Below are 17,840 nucleotides of genomic sequence, written 5' to 3'. Positions count from 1 at the left end.
CGGTAGGTCACACGCGACAGTTCGACGATTTTCGGGATGTCGCGCGGGTCGGAGCGCACGAGCACGATGTGTCCGGCTTCCACCGCGACGTCGGTCCCCGCGCCGATTGCGATCCCGACATCGGCGGTGGCCAGGGCAGGGGCATCGTTCACTCCGTCACCCACCATCGCAACTTTCTTGCCCTGAGCTTGCAGTTCGCGCACCTTCGAGGCCTTGTCCTCGGGCAGGACCTGGGCGAACACCCGGTCGATCCCCAGCTCTGCGGCGACGGCGTCCGCCACCGCCTGTGCGTCGCCAGTGAGCATCGCCACTTCGATTCCCCGCTCGTGCAGTGCGCGTATCGCCTCGCGACTCTCCTCGCGGATGGCATCGGCCACCGCGAAAACCGCCAGCGCCTGGCCGTCCCGCAGCAGATAGATGGCCGCCTGCCCGCGACGGGCAGCCGCTTCGGCGGCCGTGCGGAGCGCTTCCGGCACCTGCGCGTTTTCTGCCGTCAGCAGCGCGGGGCCGCCCATGTGATATTCGACCCCCTCGATCGAGGCGGCGACCCCTTTCCCCGTCACCGCCCGGAAGCCATCCGCCGGGGGCAGGTCGAGCTTCTGCTCCTCTGCCGTCTTGACGATCCCGCGGGCGATGGGATGCTCGGATTCGGACTCCACCCCGGCCGCGATCCGGAGCGCATCCTGCCTCGACAGGCTTTCGTCAACCGCCATTTCAACCACGCGGAATTCCCCCAGCGTGAGCGTGCCGGTCTTGTCGAAAATTACGGTGTCCAGGTTGCGGGCTTCTTCCAGGCCGCGCCGATCCCGCACCAGCAGGCCGTTTCGTGCGCCCAGGGTCGTTGAGATGGCGACGACCAGCGGCACCGCCAGGCCGAGCGCATGCGGACAGGCAATCACCAGGACGGTCACCACCCGGACAATCGAGAAATCGAGGGACGCCCCCAGCGCCTGCCAGACAACCAGCGTGAGCGCCGCCGCGGCAATGGCCACCCCGGTCAGCACCCGGGCTGCGCGATCGGCCAGATGCTGTGCCCTGGATTTGGACGTTTGCGCATCGGCCACGAGCCGCATGATTCCGGACAGCTTGGTCTTCTCACCCGTGCCCGTGACCTCGATGCGCAGCGACCCCTCGCCGTTGATCGTTGCAGCGATGACACCATCACCTTCCTGCTTTTTCACCGGCCTGGATTCGCCGGTGATCATGGCCTCGTTGAGGTCGCTGGTGCCTTTCCGGATCACGCCGTCGGCGGGCACACTCTCGCCGGGGCGGACCAGCACGATGTCGCCCTCGCGCAGCGCGCTGACCGGAACCGTCTCTTCGCCCTGATCGGTGATCCGGGTCGCGGTGTCCGGAAGCAGCTTCGCGAGCTCCTGCAGCGCACCCTGCGCGCGCGAGATCGAGCGCATCTCGATCCAGTGGCCCAGCAGCATGATGGTGACCAGGGTGGCCAGCTCCCACCAGATGGGGTCCGCCTGGATCAGGCCGAGCTGTACGATCCACGAGAAAACCAGCGCCACCGTGATCGCCAGGGATATCAGGGTCATCATCCCCGGCAACCGCGCCTTCAGCTCGTGCCATGCCCCTTTCAGAAAGACCAGTCCGCCGTAGAGGAAGACGATGGTGGCGAGCACCGGGGATATCCAGGCCGATCCGGGAAACACGGGGGCGACGTAGCCAAAAAGCATCTGGATATGCTCTGCCCAGATGACGACCGGAATGGTGAGGATCAGGGAGAGCCAGAACCTGTCGCGGAACATCTCCGGGGTGTGGCCTGCGTGCCGGTCGTGGCCCGCATGGCTGGCGGCTGTTTTCCCGTGTCCGCCGTGTGCCTCATGGCCCGCGCTCGACCCGGCTGCGTGGCCGTGAGCGTGGTGGGTGGTCTTGCTCATGCTGCCGTCTCCTCGAAAGTGGATAAGCGCTCTGTTATCCCTCGAACGCTGAAACACGACTCGCCATCCGGACGGCGCAAATCGGGCACAGCAGCTGGAGTCGCTTCGTTGAGCAGGCAGTACGGCCAGTTGGGCGGGCAGGCGATCCCTGGCGTTTGCCGTTCAGAACTCATCGTTCACCCTTTGCCGACAGTTTTGCGTTCCGAAGGTTAGCTCATCTTTTTGGAGGCTGCCCGGCCAATTGCAATGCCCGCCGTGTGTCTTGAGGGATGCACCGGCGGGCTGTCACCTGAGGCTGCGGCTCCCCCAGGCATCCCTTGCACGGCATACCGTGTATTCACTTCATGTGGCATGATTTCGCGCCTTCCAATGCGGCCATGCATGAAAGACGCTACGTCCAGCCGGGCAGGGGGCGGCAATGAACTTGAGATCAGGGTCCGTGAGAACGCCCTCGACACCGTACTCGATGGCGAGGGCTATGGACCAGGATGCGCGTACCGGGAGTGCACGTGACCGCTTGGACATACGCAGAAAAAGTCAGAACGGGATGTGGTTTCCCCAGCCCAGATCGCGGGTATCGAGCTTGACGTGCCGCTTCACCAGGATGGGTTTTTCACTATCGAGCGAGACCGTGTCGTAATACTTTCCAACTGCGAACAGCTGGGTCGCGCCCCCGTCCAGACTGGTTCTGAATATCTGCAGGGCAGTCACTACGTTTGCCTGCTTCTTGCCTTCGTCGTAGCTGACCTTATATACGACCGCATTGCGCGTAAGCGGTGCGTGGTCGCTGTTGTGCTTGGGTAAAGTATGGAAAAGCTCCTCCATCTCGGCCCGGTTATGGTCCAGCCACGTCATGTCCCTCTTGATTTCCGGGCTGAAAGTGGTGACTTTGTATTCGAATTGCTTATCGCACAACCCAAGGAACTCCGGATAGTCGTTCCGATCCAGTGCTGTGCACGTCTGATAAACCAGCTCTTCAACGGTAGCTCTGTCAGCGTTCATGATTTGCTCCTTAAATATCGTTTGAAAATAACTGTGTAGTTGCTGCTGTATCCAGTTTTCCTGCCCTTCGGATCGGACTTTAAAAACGTCCATCATTCAAACTGGCAGGACGTCAGGCTGGTTGCGCAACGTCTTTCGTTTGGGGCATTGGAGCGGCCGTTTGCTGCTTTGGCGCTGTTGCCGGGTGCATTGGATCGGAGGAGCTGCGGCCCATCCGCTTACTCCATTCCTCGAGATAGTGGCGCATGCCGACCTCGTCGTGGATCGTCAGGTCTTCCTCGCGCGCATGCAGCACATGCATGGGATCGCTGCCCTTGGCCATGGCCATCCCCTGCCCGGAAGAAGCCAGCAGGTCTTCGTGCAGGTTGCGACCGAATGGGCTCCAGATCGTGGCCGCATCTTTCTCGCGCTGTTGGCGTATTTCCGGGGTATCGCTCTTGAGGCCCAGTATGCGGAACTCGAGAATGACATGATCCGGGCCGAGCGGAATATAGGAATCGATCCGTAATACGGAAGTGCGCAGGTTGAACGTGATGCACGGAAAAAGGTCCACCAGCTTCCAGCCATTGGTAGGCAATTTTGGCCAGCCAAGCTTGGAATGGCCGCTGCCAGTGTACGCGTCGTACGAGACATTCATTGAGCCGACCGAAGCGTGGCCGTTGGGGAAGGCCGTGTACTTACGCTGGAAATACCCCGACTTCGGATCCAGCATGCCGGTAATGCGATTATGGTAGTGCAGGTAGTCGTGATAAAACTCACTGTTGGTGTCGTGGATCAGCTTGAAGTTTGTACGCAGCGTGGCCTGGTAGTACCACAATACTTCCAGGGGTTCCGCCTCCAGCTCCGGCAGCATGTAATCCAGAGACGAGCCGATATGCTCTGAAAGCGGGCCGCAGGAATCGTCGAGGTTGACCCACACGAAACCGCCGTAGCCCACTTCCGTTCTCACTTCCTTCAGGCCGACATCGCTTTCACAGACGCGCTCCTGGTACCCGGCTTTCCCGCGAGGAATATCCACACAGTCGCCTTTTGAATCGAATGCCCACTGGTGAAAAATGCAAACCAGCTTCTTGGCGTTGCCGGAAGGCTCATAAGCCAGGAGATTGCCGCGGTGAGTGCAGATGTTGTAGAAGGTGCGGATCTTCATATCCTCTCCGCGCATAATCACAAGTCGAGTGCCGCCCGGGTGTTGATAGGTACGAAAATCATTGGCATTGGCCACTTCGCTTTCATGGATGGCAAGCATCCAGACTTTCTTGAAAATTTTTTCTTTCTCCTCCTCAAAAATGGCCGGATCGGAGTAAATCATCGGGTCCGCGTAATGCGTCGGCGGAAGGCTGGGCTTTTGTGCCCACTGTTGGCTGTTGCGTGACATAGCATTGTCCTCTTCATGTTGAATGATTCAGGATAAAACCATGCGAATATGGCATGGTAATTTCCGTAAAGCGAAAGACATGCCAATTCCATCCAGGCTACATGGGCAAGGGTGCGCAAACCTTCGGAGCAACCATCGGGGGATGAATAAAGCGTAAACATGAACCCGCAAAATCCGGGGTTGGACAAGACGAAATCCAATTCAATTTCGTTGTTGCTTATTGATATATTTGGAAAATTTATATCTGGCGGCGGCGAATCATTGGTGCCAATAGCACCCGCCGCGAGGTGTGTCTTAAGGCGCGATACGAACCGGTTCCGCGTGCAGAACCCCAGGCGCAACTGCCGTCGCGAAATACCTGATTCGGATCATAATGTGTTTTTTTGATTACAAAATGTCTCGCTTGCGGAGGGGGAATGCCGTGCCGCAAGCTGCCTGGCAGAAAGCAGTTTGATGAGCGACAGCAGTGAGGAAAAGAGACCGAAGACTTTCAGATATTCCACGCCGGCTGGAGCGCTTTATTGGGCACCAAGCTCGACATCATGTTGGTTTGCCGGAAGCATGGCTTGAGAAAAATGTGATGACATGTCCTGCAGGCTCGCGGACCGTGAAAACCTCATGGTCAATTGCTGGGCGGGCTTCAATCGGCGACGGCGCAAGCCCCAAAGACGTAAAGCGCTGATGAGTCGCGTGCAGATCATCCACCATGAGGTCGAACGGTGCCTCACCCGCAGCGATCTTCTCTTTCCGCATGAGGATTAAATGCGTGCCGCCGCGCATTTCATAAACGGAGACTTCCGGTCCATCGAATATGGACCGCATACCAATTGTGCGCATGAACTCAGCAGAATCTTCCATGCGGTCCGTATGCAGAACTACATGCGCGACGCCAACCGGCGGACGGTACTCGTTCTCGCTCATGTTCTTGGTGCCCAACGTCCAAGCTCAGGCGCGCCGTTTTTTGGCGCCGCCTGGAGCGACTTGTTTGGCCTAATGCTCACTCTGACCATTGGGGATTCCAGACGACCTCCCAGAGATGACCGTCTGGGTCTTGGAAGTAACCGGAGTAGCCGCCCCAGAATGTGTCGTGCGCAGCCTTGACGATGACGGCTCCCGCTGCTTTTGCTTTTTCCATTACAGCATCTACTTCCATTTTTGACGCTACGTTATGGCCGAGCGTCATTTCGGTAGGACTTATTGGGCCTACGACGAGCCCAGCGTCATGCCCGATGCTCTTGCGAGGCCACAAAGCTAGACGCAAGCCGGGCTGAAGTTGGATGAATACAACAGCCCCATACTCAAACTCTTTGCCAATGATGCCTTCGGTGGGAAAACCCAAACCCTCACGATAGAACCGAAGTGACGCTTCGAGGTCGTTGACGCCGATTGTAATGACTGTGATTCGTGGCTTCATGTGCGCTGTTCTTCTTTAGGCCCAACGTAGAAGTGAGCGGCCTGCGCGGCCTTTCGCGCAGATCCGCTCGACTGCCGGGTTAGGGCGTCCGGTTGACGGAGGGGGTGGGCGTCTGTCCGCCAACAGTGGACAAGCGGCCGGCAAGCATGTACAGTAGTATGTACATATAAGGAGCCCGAAATGGATGCGATTACCTACACGACGGTGCGCGCGAACTTGGCGAGCACGATGGACCGGGTTTGCAACGACCACGAAGCGTTGATTATCACCCGCAACGGAGAGCAGTCTGTGGTGATGCTCTCGCTCGAAGACTACAAGGCGCTGGAAGAAACTGCCTACCTGCTGCGCACACCTGCCAACGCGAAGCGCCTTCTCTCGGCTGCAGCACAATTGAACGCCGGCAATGGCGTTGAGCGGGAACTGGCCAAGTGAAGCTGGTTTTCGCAGACGAGGCATGGGAAGACTATCTGTATTGGCAGAAGCAGGACAGGAAGATGGTGGAGCGGATTAACAAGCTGATTCGCGAAACCCAGCGAGAACCATTCAGCGGCGTGGGCAAACCCGAGCCGCTGAAACATGCCCTCTCAGGATTTTGGTCACGCCGGATCACGGATGAGCACCGCATGGTGTATCGGGTAGAAGGCGACCAACTCCAAATAGCCCAATTGCGTTTCCATTACTGAGACGCCCAACGTAGAGCTAACCGGCGGCGCTTTAGCGCCGTCCAGCGACCGAAGGGAGCGAGGTTGAGCGCCGGGTTAGGGGTGGCTTTTCGCATATCTGGCTTTGTAGATGCGATAAATGACCCAAGGCAAAACAAACATGGCGATGTTTGATATGGCCATAACAGAGGCCTCTGGGCCGTGAAGCATTGACTTTACAGAGCGCTCATAGCCGCCGACCTTCACTGCAAGAGCGAGCCCAACAGATGAAAGAACAATTGGCGCAAATGCAGAAAAGAAACACCCCGACACCCACGCCGTTTTTCGCCATCCAGTTGAAGATGGCGAGCGATAGATCAAAACGGGTGGCACGACCAAGCACACGAAGAGAAGTGGGTAAATCAGTAGAACGCCCATAGGGAACCTCTAACGTAGAAGTGAGCGGCCTGCGCGGCTTTTCGCGCTGGTCCGCTCGACTGCCGGGTTGGGCGTCAGTGGATGGGCCATTTTGAACTCGTGTATAGCGTTGCCCATACTCCAGCGGCGGCAAGGCCAACAATCAGCACCTTTTCGAAGAAGCGGAGGATCGCGACCTTCTGAATCTTTCTGTTTCGGATATCTCGAAGCCCCAACCACAGCCTGAAAACATAGTCGCTGTAGGAGCCGACTGACACCATGCTGGTTGCAGCACAGTACCGAAAGAATATTTTGAAGAGCTTCCGAATTCTTTCTTCCGTGAGGTCATTTGGCTCGACCCCAAAGACGAGAATGAAATTGTCTTCATTGACTTTCGCAACATCCGATTTGTACGGGGAGAGGAGCACCATGATCTTCCCCGTAATGTCTTGAGAGAATGAAATGGCTGCACCGTTCTCCATAGCTTCATTAGGCTTCAGCAGTTCTCCGTTCCCAAGGCTGTGCCATACGCCCATACGCCGCCAACCCACAGAAACTTGGGCCTGATTCAGCGAGTTGAAACGGAACACATACGGCTGGCCGTATGCAGGAAACGACTGCTTGGAAGATGATAGGTAGAAGTTGCCAAGTTCGCCTGCGTCGACTCCTTGGCTGTCAATTTCAGAGAATACGGAATGCAGCCTGTCTTCAAAGCTCAGCCACATAACCCGGCGAATGTACCCGGCGCGCTCGGCTTTTCGTAGCTTTTGAGTAGCAGCAGCCAATACGGTTTTCATGACGCCCAACGCCTGAATTAAGCCGACCCGCGAAGCGGGTTCGGCTTGAATGAATTGTTAGATTGCTCAGCCGGTTTAGTGTCAATTGCTGCTCCGTGATCCACCAGCGGCAGCAGCTCCCGGACCTGCTCTACGGAATAGCCCTCTAGATGGACAATCGTCTTGTCATGAAGCGTGAGCATCACCTTGCGACTCGCACGTGCTTTGAGCCATGCAACAAGAACCGCAGCGATTGAGCCAGCTATTGCAGCGGTTTGTGCAATGACGATCATAGTTCCCGAAGCCATGACCTGACCTGGTGGAACCCTCAGCTCCTCGTAGGGAACGCCAGCGCCATCAAGGTCTTGGAGAAAGGACGCTTGGCTGTCTTTGAAAAGAGCTATGCGCACGTTGATCTCTCCTGAGCAATCTAACGTTCGAGTTGAGGGGCTGGACGCCGCAGGCGGCCAGTCCCAGTGGGCGAAGCGAACGACTCGAACGAGGGGTTAGGCGATGAGCGCATGAATATCACGCTTTCCTGTAAACAAAAATGCTAGCCACAACGCATGCGGTTCCAGCGGCGGAGTACAGAACTATGTCTCCGTTGGCACCGAATGCGTTGAAAAATATTTCATGCAGCCAACCCCAGCGCCCAGTACGAGAGGATTGCGATGGCGATGAATAAGCAGAAAAGGCCAGTAGATAAAAGACGCCCCCAAAGCCGAGCCAAATGAAAGTCATTTCCTTAACGGATGGCTTCCAATTCCAATTGTTGGGCTGATCGCGCCAGAGTTTCATTTAATCGCCTAACGTTTGAATTAAGGGGCGCGCTTTAGCGCGTCCCGCTTGAATGGTGGGTTAGGCGTGAAGGAGATGAGAGCTGGCAACATCATTCCTTCGGACTGCAGGACGGGCAGAGCCATGAAACCTTTGGGTGCGAACCCACCATGTGCCATATCGCCCAGATTAGGAACGCTGGTACCCCGAGGATAACAACCGCTCCGTAACGCCCGCCCCCTATGCCAAAGACGCTCAAGAAAAGAAATGCAAAACCAAGGATTAGAAGCGATAGGACAGACGCCCCGATTACATCGATCAAGCTACGCTGCTGGCGCGCTTCTTGTTCCATTGCAGCGCCACATTTTTGGCAGAGGTGATGGCCTGGAGTGTTTTCCACAATAGATGCGCCTAACGTGGAGGTCACCGGCGCTGCGCGGCTTTATCGCGCAGCGTCCGGTGGACCGCAGGGTTGGGCGTCACTGTTGGACCGCGAAGTACGTTACGGACCTGGGTTGGCCCGCGAGAAAGGGATTTTCCCAGCGTGACCCGACGTTGCCCGCAATCTTGTGGTTCGTCACGACCATGAACGGCGAGCCGGGAAAGATGGCTAAGACGAGCGCCGGATCACTGACGTGACTGGTTCGTTCAACTTTCTGCCCCCGAACTTTCGTTGTTCGAGTGCGCTCTCCTTGAAGTGATTCGCCAACTGTGGCGGTCCAGACGTCGCCGTCGTGGACAAACACTATGGAATAGATGCGCCTTTCGGCTGGCGGCGCCGAAACACCGCACCACTTTGCGAACTCACCGAACACTTGCTCCTGAGTCTCGGCGGTTGCTGCTGGAACGAAGAAGACGGGAGTACTGGTCATTTTTAAGCCTCAGTAGGTATGCGCGCTGACTATTGTGACGCCCAACGTTCAAATTGAGGGGCGCGCCGCTTTTGGCGCGTCCCGCTCGAATGCAGTGTTAGGCATTTTATGTACCCCCGTTTCTTCTATCAGTTATCAATGCTGACGTTGCCGGAAACATCAGCATCAATTGTCCCGCCCTGAACACGAACCAGAGGAAGGCTCTTCATAAGCCTCAGATGTGCTTCTTTTCGCTGTTCTGGGTCTTTGATGTCTCTCAAAGCAATGAAATCACCAAAGGTAGGGGCACCTACAAATGAGCCGCCGGGGTTCAAAAGTTTGAAAGCAATGACGCAAAGAGCCACTGCAATAACAGAGAGAATTGCCTTGCTTATGTTGTCCATCAAGTACCCCCTTTGGGTGAATGCCTAACGTAAAGCTGAGGGGCGCGCCGCTTTTGGCGCGTCCCTCTCGAACGCCATGTTAGGCGTTGTCTGCATGCAGAAGGCTGATGAACTCAGATAGATTTGGCAGTTCGTCATAAAGAGCTCCTTGGAGGGGAACGGAGTCCCACGAGGCTTTGGATGCAACGCACAGGTGGGCAACGACTTCCAGCTTGCCGCTGTCTTCAAGCAAGCCGGCGGGAATCCAGAAATAGGGCATGTTCCGGAGTGGATTGGGTACTGGACAACCACAGGTAGAGCAAAAGTCGGAGCGAAACCGGCCTTCGTTTTTCCACGAAGAAATTAACTCAGCACCGCCAAGCCAATGAAAGTGGTTATTGGCAACAATAGTGGCCGCATTGGACATTGACCCGCCCTGCCTGCGGCAAAGTGAGCAATGGCACTGATAAAGCTTGAAACGACTTCCGTCAATTTCAAACTCAACTTGTCCGCATAGGCATTGACCGTGCATGTGCTCTCCAATGATGCCTAACGTGCAATATACACCTTGTAAGGTGTATATATAGTTTCAAACAAGGTGTATAAAACAGGAGCAGGCTTCATGATATATTTGATTTGTATGGTTTCTCATTATTAATAGGGGGATATATGTCGCCAGCAGACACACCGTCCTCCCCATCCCCCAAACTTCTCGATCAGGTACGTGACCGGATTCGGGTCAAGCATTACAGCATTCGCACCGAGACGCAATATGTGCAGTGGATTCGGCGTTTCATTCTGTTCCACGGCAAGCGCCATCCGCGTGACCTGGGCACGCAGGAAGTCGAAGCGTTTCTGACGCATCTGGCGGTGGAGGGCAATGTGGCGGCGGCGACGCAGAATCAGGCTTTGTCGGCGCTGCTTTTTCTGTACCGCGAGGTGCTGGGTATCGAGTTGCCCTGGCTGGACAAGGTGACGCGCGCCAAGCGCCCGCGGCATTTGCCGGTGGTGCTGACGCGCGACGAGGTGCGGGCGGTGCTGGGGAAAATGGAGGGAGTGTACGGACTGCTGGCGCGTCTGCTTTACGGCACGGGGATGCGCTTGATGGAGGTGATCCGGTTGCGGGTGAAGGATGTGGAATTCACGCGCGGTGAGATCGTGGTGCGCGATGGCAAGGGGGCGAAAGATCGGGTGACCATGCTGCCCGAATCGGTGAAGGCCGATTTGCAGGCGCATCTGGCATGGCGACGCGAGGTGTTCGAGCGGGATTTGCAGGCGGGCAAGGCCGCGGTTTATCTGCCGGATGCACTGGCACGCAAGTATCCGAATGCGCCGACGGAGTGGGGCTGGCAGTATGTGTTTCCTTCGGGCAGCTATTCGATCGACCCGCGCAGTGGCGAAGAACGCCGACATCATCTCGACGAAAAGCTGCTGCAGCGCGCGATGAAGCGGGCGGTGCAGGCGGCGGGCCTGGCCAAACCGGCGACGCCGCATACGCTGAGGCATTCGTTCGCCACGCATCTACTGGAGCGCGGGCAGGACATCCGCACGATTCAGGAACTGCTGGGCCATAAGGATGTGGCGACGACGATGATTTACACCCATGTATTGAACAAGGGCGGGCACGGGGTGTTGAGCCCCCTGGATGGGTAAACCTGGAGCCGGCGGGATCAGGCGTTTTTTGCCTTGTATTTGACGCCCTTGTGGCCTTTCAGGTCGGCATCCTGTGTCCACAGGATGGCTTGGTATTCCCAGGCGGTGAGCAGAATAATGCTGTCGGCCATGGGAAGCTGGTGCTTGGCCGAGTAGAGTGCGGCGGCCAGCGCGGTATCGGCATTCAGGCCGACGATTTCGCCCCGCGACATGAAGTCGGCCGCCTGGTGGGCAGCCGGTTCGCCACGCAACAGGGCAACGCGCTTGCAGACTTCGAATACGGACAGGCTGGGAACGATGAGGGATTCCGTGGCTTCGAGAATGGGGGCGAAGAAACCGGCATTGCTGCCGTTGGCGAAATACTCCAGCCAGCCGCAGGAGTCGACCACGTTCATACGCGGTCGTCCTCGCGCTCGATATGGGTGTCGATCCCGGGCAGAAAACCGCGTGCGGCAGAGATAGGCTGTTCGGGGATCAGTTCGATGTGGTCGCCCTGGATGCGCGCTTTGAGTTTTTGGCCGGGCTGGATGTTCAGCTGGAGACGTAGATCGCGTGGGATGACGACCTGGAATTTGGTGGAAACGGTGATGGTTGTCATACAAAACTCCTTACGTATTACACTAACATAGCGTAATACATTAGATCGGACAACAGCATGATCGTAGACGAAGACTACATGCGTGCCGCGCTGCAACTGGCGCGCCGGGGCTGGGAGGCGGGCGAGGTGCCGGTGGGGGCGCTGGTGGTGTGCGGTGGCGAGATCGTCGGCCGTGGCTTCAACCAGCCGATTTCGAGCCATGACCCCACGGCGCACGCCGAGGTGATGGCATTGCGCGATGCGGCCGGGCGGCTGGGCAATTACCGGCTGGTGGACTGCACGCTGTACGTGACGATGGAACCGTGCGTGATGTGCGCGGGGGCGATCCTGCATGCGCGGGTGGCGCGGGTGGTGTACGGCGCAAAGGAGTACAAGACCGGCGCGCACGGCAGCATCGTCGACATCTTTGCCGAGCCGCGTCTCAACTACCATTGCGAGATTTCCGGCGGGGTGCTGGCGGACGACTGCGCGGCGGTGATCTCGGGCTTCTTCGAGGCACGCCGGCAGCAGAAAAAGGAGGCAGCGCAATGAGCGATCTGGTGATCGAGGTGGATATGCGCCTGCAGCAGTTGTACCTGTGGGAGCCCTTTCCCGACGGCGACATGCTGATCCGCCAGTATCCGGTTTCCACCGCGGCCAGCGGGGCGGGGGAGCAGAACGGCAGCTATCGCACGCCGCGCGGGCGCCACCGCATCGCGGAAAAGATCGGCGCCGGCGCGCCGCTGTGTGCGGCCTTCAAATCACGCGAACCGACAGGCGAAATCTGGACCCCCGAGCTCGACGCGGCGAACCCCGGGCGCGACTGGATCCTGACGCGCATCCTGTGGTTGGAAGGTCTGGAAGCGGGCAAAAACCAGGGCGGCACGGTGGACACCCGCAACCGCTATATCTACATCCACGGCACCAACGAGGAACACAAGCTCGGCACGCCGGCATCGCATGGCTGCATCCGCATGAAGAATGCGGACGTGGCCGAACTGTTCGATCTGGTGAAGGTGGGGACAGTGGTGCGCATCAGCGCATGAGGCAGGCTGCCGTCGGGGCAGCTGAAAAACAGCCCTGGGGGCTTTCCCGCGTAATTCAGTATCGTTTCTGGGGGGCAGGCCGCGGCCCGGAGGTGGCGTCCTTGTGGCGGAAGTTGATGCGGCCCTTGGTCAGATCGTAGGGCGACATTTCGATGGTGACCTTGTCGCCGGCCAGGATGCGGATGCGATGCTTGCGCATTTTGCCGGAAGCGTAGGCGGTGATCTCGAAGCCGTTATCCAGGGTGACGCGGAAACGGGTCTGCGGCAGCACTTCGTTGACGACGCCTTCCATTTCTACAAGTTCTTCTTTCGACATAGGATGTGTTCCTCATGATGGGCCGGAGGCGCGGATTGCCGTGCGCCGGCGAATGGGTGTGCAAAAGATCGCAGTTGGGGGCTGCGGCAACCGCGCCGTGGCGCGCGGTGAAAATGCCAAAGAGGAGAGCCGACAAGGTACCCGCGAGGGGCAGAGGAGACTGACCAAAGATCGATTTGCAGGGCAGTATGGGCCTCAAGGCCCGTATTGGCAAGGCTGGCGAGGTGTGCGTGTGGCGCTGCCGCGTGCCCGAAACGGCGGCGCGGCAGGCAGGAAGCCCCTTTCTAGAGAACGGGTTGCGGCTCGTCCGTGCCGGATTCGATATGCAAGGTGCGGGTGGGGAGGGCGATTTCCGCGCCGTGGGCCTGGATGATGGCGGCGATTTTCAGCAGCACATCCTGCTTGACCTCGTGGTAGTGCACCCATTGGACGGTCTTGGTGAAGGTGTAGACGAAGAAATCGAGCGACGACACGCCGAACTGGTTGAAATTGACGATCAGGGTGGCATCGGAGTCGATCTCGGGGTGGGCCTGCAGCATGGCCTTCACGTCGGCGACGATGGCGGCCATCTTGTCGAGGTCGGTGTAGCGGATGCCGATGGTTTCCTTGATGCGCCGGTGGGTCATGCGGGTGGGGTTCTCCACCACGATGGTAGAGAACAGGGCATTCGGCACGTAGATCGGATTCTTGTTGAAGGCGCGCACGCGGGTGTGGCGCCAGCCGATGTGTTCCACCGTGCCTTCGATCTGCTTGTCCGGCGAGCGGATCCATTCGCCCACGATAAAGGGGCGATCCAGATAGATGGTGAGGCCGCCGAAGAAGTTGGCCAGCATGTCCTTGGCGGCAAACCCCACCGCGATCCCGCCGATGCCGCCGAAAGCCAGCACGCCGGAAATGCTGAACCCCAGCGTTTGCAGGATGATCAGGGCGGCGAGGATGACGACGCTGCCCCGGCCCAGCTTGGACAGCGCATCGACCGTGGTGCGGTCCACCTCCTTGCCCGCCGCCGCGCGGCGCACCAGGATGTTGCGCGCGGCATTGCCAATCAGGCGCCACAGAAACCACGCGAAGGCGGCGACGATCAGTGTGTCGCGGGCAAGTCCGACGAAGTCGGGAACGGGCATGCCGTGTTGCTGATGCACGATCTGGATGACGAGGGCCGTGCCTGTCACCCACAGGATCAGCGTCAGCGGTTTGCGGCTGGCCTTGATCAGGGCGTCATCCCAAATGGCCGTGGAGCGTGCGGCGACCTTTTCGATATGACGCAGCAGGTAGTAGGCGCCGATGTTGATGGCGAGGATCGCGGCAATCACCGTCAGAACCTGGGGTAGCCAGGAAGCAGCGAGGAATTCGAAACCGAGTTGTTTGGCCAGATCGCTCATGTGGGGAGGGAGGGGGGTGGTGTCCGGCCGATTCTAGTGCAAAGCCGGAAATCGATCTGCCCCGGCGGGTCCTTTGTGCAGCCCATTTCCTATACTGAATGTCCAAAATCCCAAGGAGTCGAGCCATGAACCACAGGATCGCATTGCCCGTTGTCTTGACGGTTGCCTTGATGGGAGGCTGCGCTGATATGGGCAGCCTGGGCGGGCCGAAATATGGCGCGACGGACGGTGCCGTGGCGAGCCAGACGGATCGCGACGGCACTATAGCCAAGCTGGAAAACATCGAGGTGGACGACAAGTACAAGCTGGGGGTGGGAACGGCGGCGGGCGCCGTGGCGGGCGGCATTCTCGGCGCGGGAGTGGGCGACAGCACCACGGCCACGGTGGCAGGGGCGGTCTTGGGCGGCCTGGCCGGAACCTATGCCGAAAGCAAAATCCATAAGGCGGATGCGCAGCGCGTTACGGTCGACATGAAGACCGGAGGACGCGTGACGATCGTGCAGCCGATGGATGGGCGCCTGCGCGATGGCATGAGTGTGCGCGTCGAAGGCAGCGGCGAGAACGCCCGCGTGGTGCCGCGCTGAAGCGGCGGCGCAGCCATTCGCCGGGCGTGTGCCGCGCGCCGTCGAGGAATGGAATGGCGCTGTGTTCGACAGCTCTATCGTGATGAAAACATTAATTATTATGTGGTTTTTTGCTGTCGTTTGTACTATTCGCTGCGGGCCTTATTGGCGGTACTCGTGACGGCATCTGGCGGGTAGGATGCCGGCTCGAAAATAGCCGACCGCCTGCCTTATGGCCCGTAGTGCCGCCCCCCTTACCGAGAGTCGTATCCGTCAGACCCCGGCAGCCGACAGACCGACCAAGCTGGCCGATGGCGGCGGCATGTATTTGCTGCTGCGGCCGGACGGTTCGCGTTACTGGCGGCTGGATTACCGTTTCGATGGCAAGCGCAAGACGCTGGCGCTGGGCGTCTATCCGGAGGTCACGCTGGCCGAGGCGCGGAAGCGGCGGCGCGCAGCCAAGGCCCTGCTCGCCGAGGGGCAGGACCCGAGCGCCGTGAAGAAGGCGCAGAAAGGCGACCCCACGGTGCGCCGCGGCGGCGACACCGACTATCTCGCCCGCGCCGTCGACCTGATCGGAGAAGGGGTCTGGGACTGGGACCTGCGCACCGGGCGGGTGCGCCACAACGCGCAGTGGGCGCGGCTGATGGGCCTCGACGAAAGCCGGCTGGAGCACGGCTGGCAGGACACCCAGTCGTGCCTGAGCTGCGAGGAGCAGAGTGGGATGCTGGCCGGGGTCCGCGATTGCCATGGCGGCCAGTCGGCCTTCGAGTGCGAGCACAGCATCCGGCATGCGGACGGCAGCGTGATCTGGGTGCGGAACCGCGGCGAGGTGGTCGAGCGCGACGCCGACGGCCGGCCGGTGCGCGTGCTCGGCAGCCTGCGCGAGGTGACCGGGCTCAAGCGCGGCGAATTGCGCATGCGGCAGCGCAACCTGCTGCTGCAGATCATCGCGGCGGTCAACGAGATGCTGCTGGCGGACCTGTCCGAGGCCGACCTGATGGTGCGCATCTGCCAGGAGCTGGTGCGCGAGAACCTGTTCCGCATGGCGTGGATCGGGCTGGTCGCCGAGGACGGCGTAACGGTGCAGCCGGCCGCCGAAGCCGGGTTCGAGCCGGGCTACCTGGCGCACGCGGACATCCGCTGCGACGACTCGCCCCAGGGCCAGGGGCCGACCGGGACGGCGATCCGCCAGGGCCGCACCGTCGTCAACAACGACACCGACAGCAATCCCCAATTCGCGCCGTGGCGCGAGCAGGCGCAGGCACACGGCATCCGCTCGTCGGCCGCGACGCCGCTGTGCGCGCACGGGCGGGTCATCGGCACGCTCAACGTCTACAGCCAGGACGTGCAGGCCTTCGGGGAGGGCAAGGTCGTGCTGCTGGAAAAGCTGGCCGCCGACCTCGGCATGGCCATCGACCATCGCGCGGCGCTGACGGCCCTGCGCGAGAGCGAGGAGCGGCTGCGGCTGATCTCGAGCGTGGCGACCGATCTGCTGTATTCCTGCGTGAAGACCACGGAGGGCGCGCTCGTCGTCGACTGGGCGACGGCATCCGCCGGGCGGGCGTTCGGCTATTCGGTCGACGAGATCCTCGAGCGCGGCTGCTGGCGATGCCACGTGCACCCGGACGACCGCCTCGCGTTCGACCTCAACATCAGGTTTTTGCCGCCGGGGCAGCACAGCGAGTGCGAGCTGCGCATCCTCGCCCGCGACGGCTCGATCCGCCAAATCCGCGCCTACACCCGGGCCGTGCAGGGGACGAACGGCGAGCACCGGCTATACGGCGCCTGCCAGGACATCACCGAGCGCAAGCATGCCGAGGACGCGCTGCGCGAGAGCGAGGCGCGCTTCCGTGCGATGGCCGACCAGTCGGCCGACTGGATCTGGGCCATCGACCTGCAGCGCCGGCATACCTACAGCAACCGGAAGGGCGCGAACGCACTGGGCTACACGCTCGAGGAATTCCTCGAACTGGACCCTGCCAGCCTGATCCATCCCGACGATCTCGCGCTGTTCGACAGGACCTTCACCGACGCCGTGGCCGCCAAGGCGGGCTGGCAGGGCGTCAGCCTGCGCTGGCGCCATCGCGACGGCAGCGAGCGCACCTTCGAGTCGAGCGCCTCGCCCTTGTTCGAAGAGGACCGGCTGGTCGGCTTCCAGGGGGTGGACCGCGACATCACCGAGCGCAAGATGGCCGAGGAGCACATCGAGTACCTGGCCCACCACGACGCGCTCACCGGTCTGCCCAACCGCATCCTGCTGCGCGACCGCTTCGTGCACGCGCTGGCGATGGCGGAGCGCGCGCGCGACCGGGTGGCGCTGATGTTTCTCGACCTCGACAAGTTCAAGCGGGTGAACGACACGCTCGGACACGCCGCCGGCGACAAGCTGCTGCTCGAGGTGGTCAACCGCCTCGGCCACTGCACGCGCGAGACCGACACCATCTGCCGCCAGGGCGGCGACGAATTCATCCTGCTGCTGAACGACGTCCCCGACATCGAGGCGGTCGAGCGGATCGCCGACGAGATCCTGGCCCGCATCGCGGAACCGGCGGAAATCGAGGGCCATGTCCTCAACGCGTCCTGCAGCATCGGCATCGCCATCCATCCCGACGACGGCGACGACTTCGACACCCTGCTGCAGAAGGCCGACGTCGCCATGTACAACGCCAAGGACGCCGGCCGCAACACCTGGCGCTTCTTCGACGAGCAGATGAACCGGCAGGCGCACGAGCACCTGCTGCTGCAGAACCGCCTGCACCAGGCGATGTTCAA

At 60.0% G+C, this 17,840-nt stretch carries 22 protein-coding genes; 7 read left to right on the top strand and 15 right to left on the bottom strand.

Going from position 1 to position 17,840, the window contains the following annotated elements:
- From Q0L94_RS00775 to Q0L94_RS00755, 5 genes are all read right to left on the bottom strand, one after another.
- On the bottom strand, positions 1-1,892 hold a 1,892-nt coding region (locus tag Q0L94_RS00775), incomplete at its 3' end, for a heavy metal translocating P-type ATPase (protein ID WP_296749157.1).
- Positions 1,893-2,429: 537 nt separating this feature from the next.
- Positions 2,430-2,894, bottom strand: coding sequence for an aromatic-ring-hydroxylating dioxygenase subunit beta (locus Q0L94_RS00770; protein WP_296749155.1), 465 nt, complete (start codon positions 2,892-2,894; stop codon positions 2,430-2,432).
- 112 nt (positions 2,895-3,006) lie between these two features.
- Positions 3,007-4,269 (bottom strand): Rieske 2Fe-2S domain-containing protein, encoded by a 1,263-nt coding sequence (locus Q0L94_RS00765; protein WP_296749153.1) that lies wholly within the window; start codon positions 4,267-4,269, stop codon positions 3,007-3,009.
- A 540-nt stretch (positions 4,270-4,809) separates the two neighbouring features.
- On the bottom strand, positions 4,810-5,190 hold the full coding sequence (locus tag Q0L94_RS00760) for a VOC family protein (protein WP_296749151.1): 381 nt from the start codon (positions 5,188-5,190) through the stop codon (positions 4,810-4,812).
- A 76-nt stretch (positions 5,191-5,266) separates the two neighbouring features.
- Entirely contained in the window at positions 5,267-5,683 is a 417-nt protein-coding gene (locus tag Q0L94_RS00755; protein WP_296749150.1) for a VOC family protein, read from the bottom strand.
- A gap of 180 nt (positions 5,684-5,863) precedes the next feature.
- On the opposite strand from Q0L94_RS00755, the gene Q0L94_RS00750 reads away from it, so the two are divergent.
- Together Q0L94_RS00750 and Q0L94_RS00745 are read left to right on the top strand one after the other, a co-directional pair.
- Complete coding sequence (locus Q0L94_RS00750) at positions 5,864-6,115, top strand: type II toxin-antitoxin system prevent-host-death family antitoxin (RefSeq protein ID WP_296749148.1); 252 nt, start codon at positions 5,864-5,866, stop codon at positions 6,113-6,115.
- Complete coding sequence (locus Q0L94_RS00745; RefSeq protein ID WP_296749147.1) at positions 6,112-6,366, top strand: Txe/YoeB family addiction module toxin; 255 nt, start codon at positions 6,112-6,114, stop codon at positions 6,364-6,366. The genes Q0L94_RS00750 and Q0L94_RS00745 overlap by 4 nt, the downstream gene beginning before the upstream one ends.
- 470 nt (positions 6,367-6,836) lie before the next feature.
- On the opposite strand, the gene Q0L94_RS00740 is transcribed toward Q0L94_RS00745, so the two are convergent.
- The 6 genes from Q0L94_RS00740 to Q0L94_RS00715 form a co-directional block, all read right to left on the bottom strand.
- Positions 6,837-7,538, bottom strand: a complete 702-nt coding sequence (locus Q0L94_RS00740) for a hypothetical protein (RefSeq protein WP_296749145.1) — start codon at positions 7,536-7,538, stop codon at positions 6,837-6,839.
- Between the two features lie 17 nt (positions 7,539-7,555).
- On the bottom strand, positions 7,556-7,927 hold the full coding sequence (locus Q0L94_RS00735; protein ID WP_296749143.1) for a hypothetical protein: 372 nt from the start codon (positions 7,925-7,927) through the stop codon (positions 7,556-7,558).
- 118 nt (positions 7,928-8,045) lie between these two features.
- Entirely contained in the window at positions 8,046-8,315 is a 270-nt protein-coding gene (locus tag Q0L94_RS00730) for a hypothetical protein (RefSeq protein WP_296749141.1), read from the bottom strand.
- Positions 8,316-8,773: 458 nt separating this feature from the next.
- A complete protein-coding gene (locus tag Q0L94_RS00725) occupies positions 8,774-9,166 on the bottom strand; it encodes a hypothetical protein (RefSeq protein ID WP_296749139.1) in 393 nt (130 codons plus the stop codon).
- A 128-nt stretch (positions 9,167-9,294) separates the two neighbouring features.
- The gene (locus Q0L94_RS00720) at positions 9,295-9,549 is read right to left on the bottom strand and encodes a hypothetical protein (RefSeq protein WP_296749137.1); all 255 of its coding nucleotides are present in this window, start codon (positions 9,547-9,549) and stop codon (positions 9,295-9,297) included.
- A gap of 79 nt (positions 9,550-9,628) precedes the next feature.
- Positions 9,629-10,060, bottom strand: a complete 432-nt coding sequence (locus Q0L94_RS00715) for a GFA family protein (protein ID WP_296749136.1) — start codon at positions 10,058-10,060, stop codon at positions 9,629-9,631.
- A gap of 137 nt (positions 10,061-10,197) precedes the next feature.
- Between Q0L94_RS00715 and Q0L94_RS00710 the strand changes: the two genes are divergently transcribed.
- Positions 10,198-11,181: an integron integrase gene (locus Q0L94_RS00710; protein ID WP_296749134.1), complete on the top strand. Its 984-nt coding sequence runs from the start codon at positions 10,198-10,200 to the stop codon at positions 11,179-11,181.
- 17 nt (positions 11,182-11,198) lie between these two features.
- Here the strand turns inward: Q0L94_RS00710 and Q0L94_RS00705 are convergent, their stop codons facing one another.
- Positions 11,199-11,576 (bottom strand): type II toxin-antitoxin system VapC family toxin, encoded by a 378-nt coding sequence (locus Q0L94_RS00705; protein WP_296749132.1) that lies wholly within the window; start codon positions 11,574-11,576, stop codon positions 11,199-11,201.
- On the bottom strand, positions 11,573-11,779 hold the full coding sequence (locus tag Q0L94_RS00700) for an AbrB/MazE/SpoVT family DNA-binding domain-containing protein (protein ID WP_296749130.1): 207 nt from the start codon (positions 11,777-11,779) through the stop codon (positions 11,573-11,575). Before Q0L94_RS00700 ends, Q0L94_RS00705 begins: the two co-directional genes overlap by 4 nt.
- Before the next feature lie 57 nt (positions 11,780-11,836).
- Here Q0L94_RS00700 and tadA point away from each other — a divergent pair, with 57 nt between their 5' ends.
- On the top strand, positions 11,837-12,310 hold the full coding sequence (gene tadA / locus Q0L94_RS00695) for a tRNA adenosine(34) deaminase TadA (protein ID WP_296749128.1): 474 nt from the start codon (positions 11,837-11,839) through the stop codon (positions 12,308-12,310).
- On the top strand, positions 12,307-12,804 hold the full coding sequence (locus Q0L94_RS00690) for a L,D-transpeptidase (RefSeq protein WP_296749126.1): 498 nt from the start codon (positions 12,307-12,309) through the stop codon (positions 12,802-12,804). The genes tadA and Q0L94_RS00690 overlap by 4 nt, the downstream gene beginning before the upstream one ends.
- Positions 12,805-12,859: 55 nt before the next feature.
- Here the strand turns inward: Q0L94_RS00690 and infA are convergent, their stop codons facing one another.
- Both infA and Q0L94_RS00680 read right to left on the bottom strand, forming a co-directional pair.
- Entirely contained in the window at positions 12,860-13,120 is a 261-nt protein-coding gene (gene infA, locus Q0L94_RS00685) for a translation initiation factor IF-1 (protein WP_296749124.1), read from the bottom strand.
- A gap of 284 nt (positions 13,121-13,404) precedes the next feature.
- A complete protein-coding gene (locus tag Q0L94_RS00680) occupies positions 13,405-14,502 on the bottom strand; it encodes a mechanosensitive ion channel family protein (RefSeq protein WP_296749122.1) in 1,098 nt (365 codons plus the stop codon).
- 125 nt (positions 14,503-14,627) lie between these two features.
- Here Q0L94_RS00680 and Q0L94_RS00675 point away from each other — a divergent pair, with 125 nt between their 5' ends.
- Entirely contained in the window at positions 14,628-15,086 is a 459-nt protein-coding gene (locus Q0L94_RS00675) for a glycine zipper 2TM domain-containing protein (protein WP_296749120.1), read from the top strand.
- Positions 15,087-15,297: 211 nt separating this feature from the next.
- The coding region (locus tag Q0L94_RS00670) for a diguanylate cyclase (protein ID WP_296749118.1) at positions 15,298-17,840 on the top strand (2,543 nt) is incomplete at its 3' end.

The organism is Thiobacillus sp. (assembly GCF_024708915.1).
The sequence above is the reverse complement of the archived record's forward strand: the minus strand, read 5'-3'. Positions and strand labels throughout refer to the sequence as shown.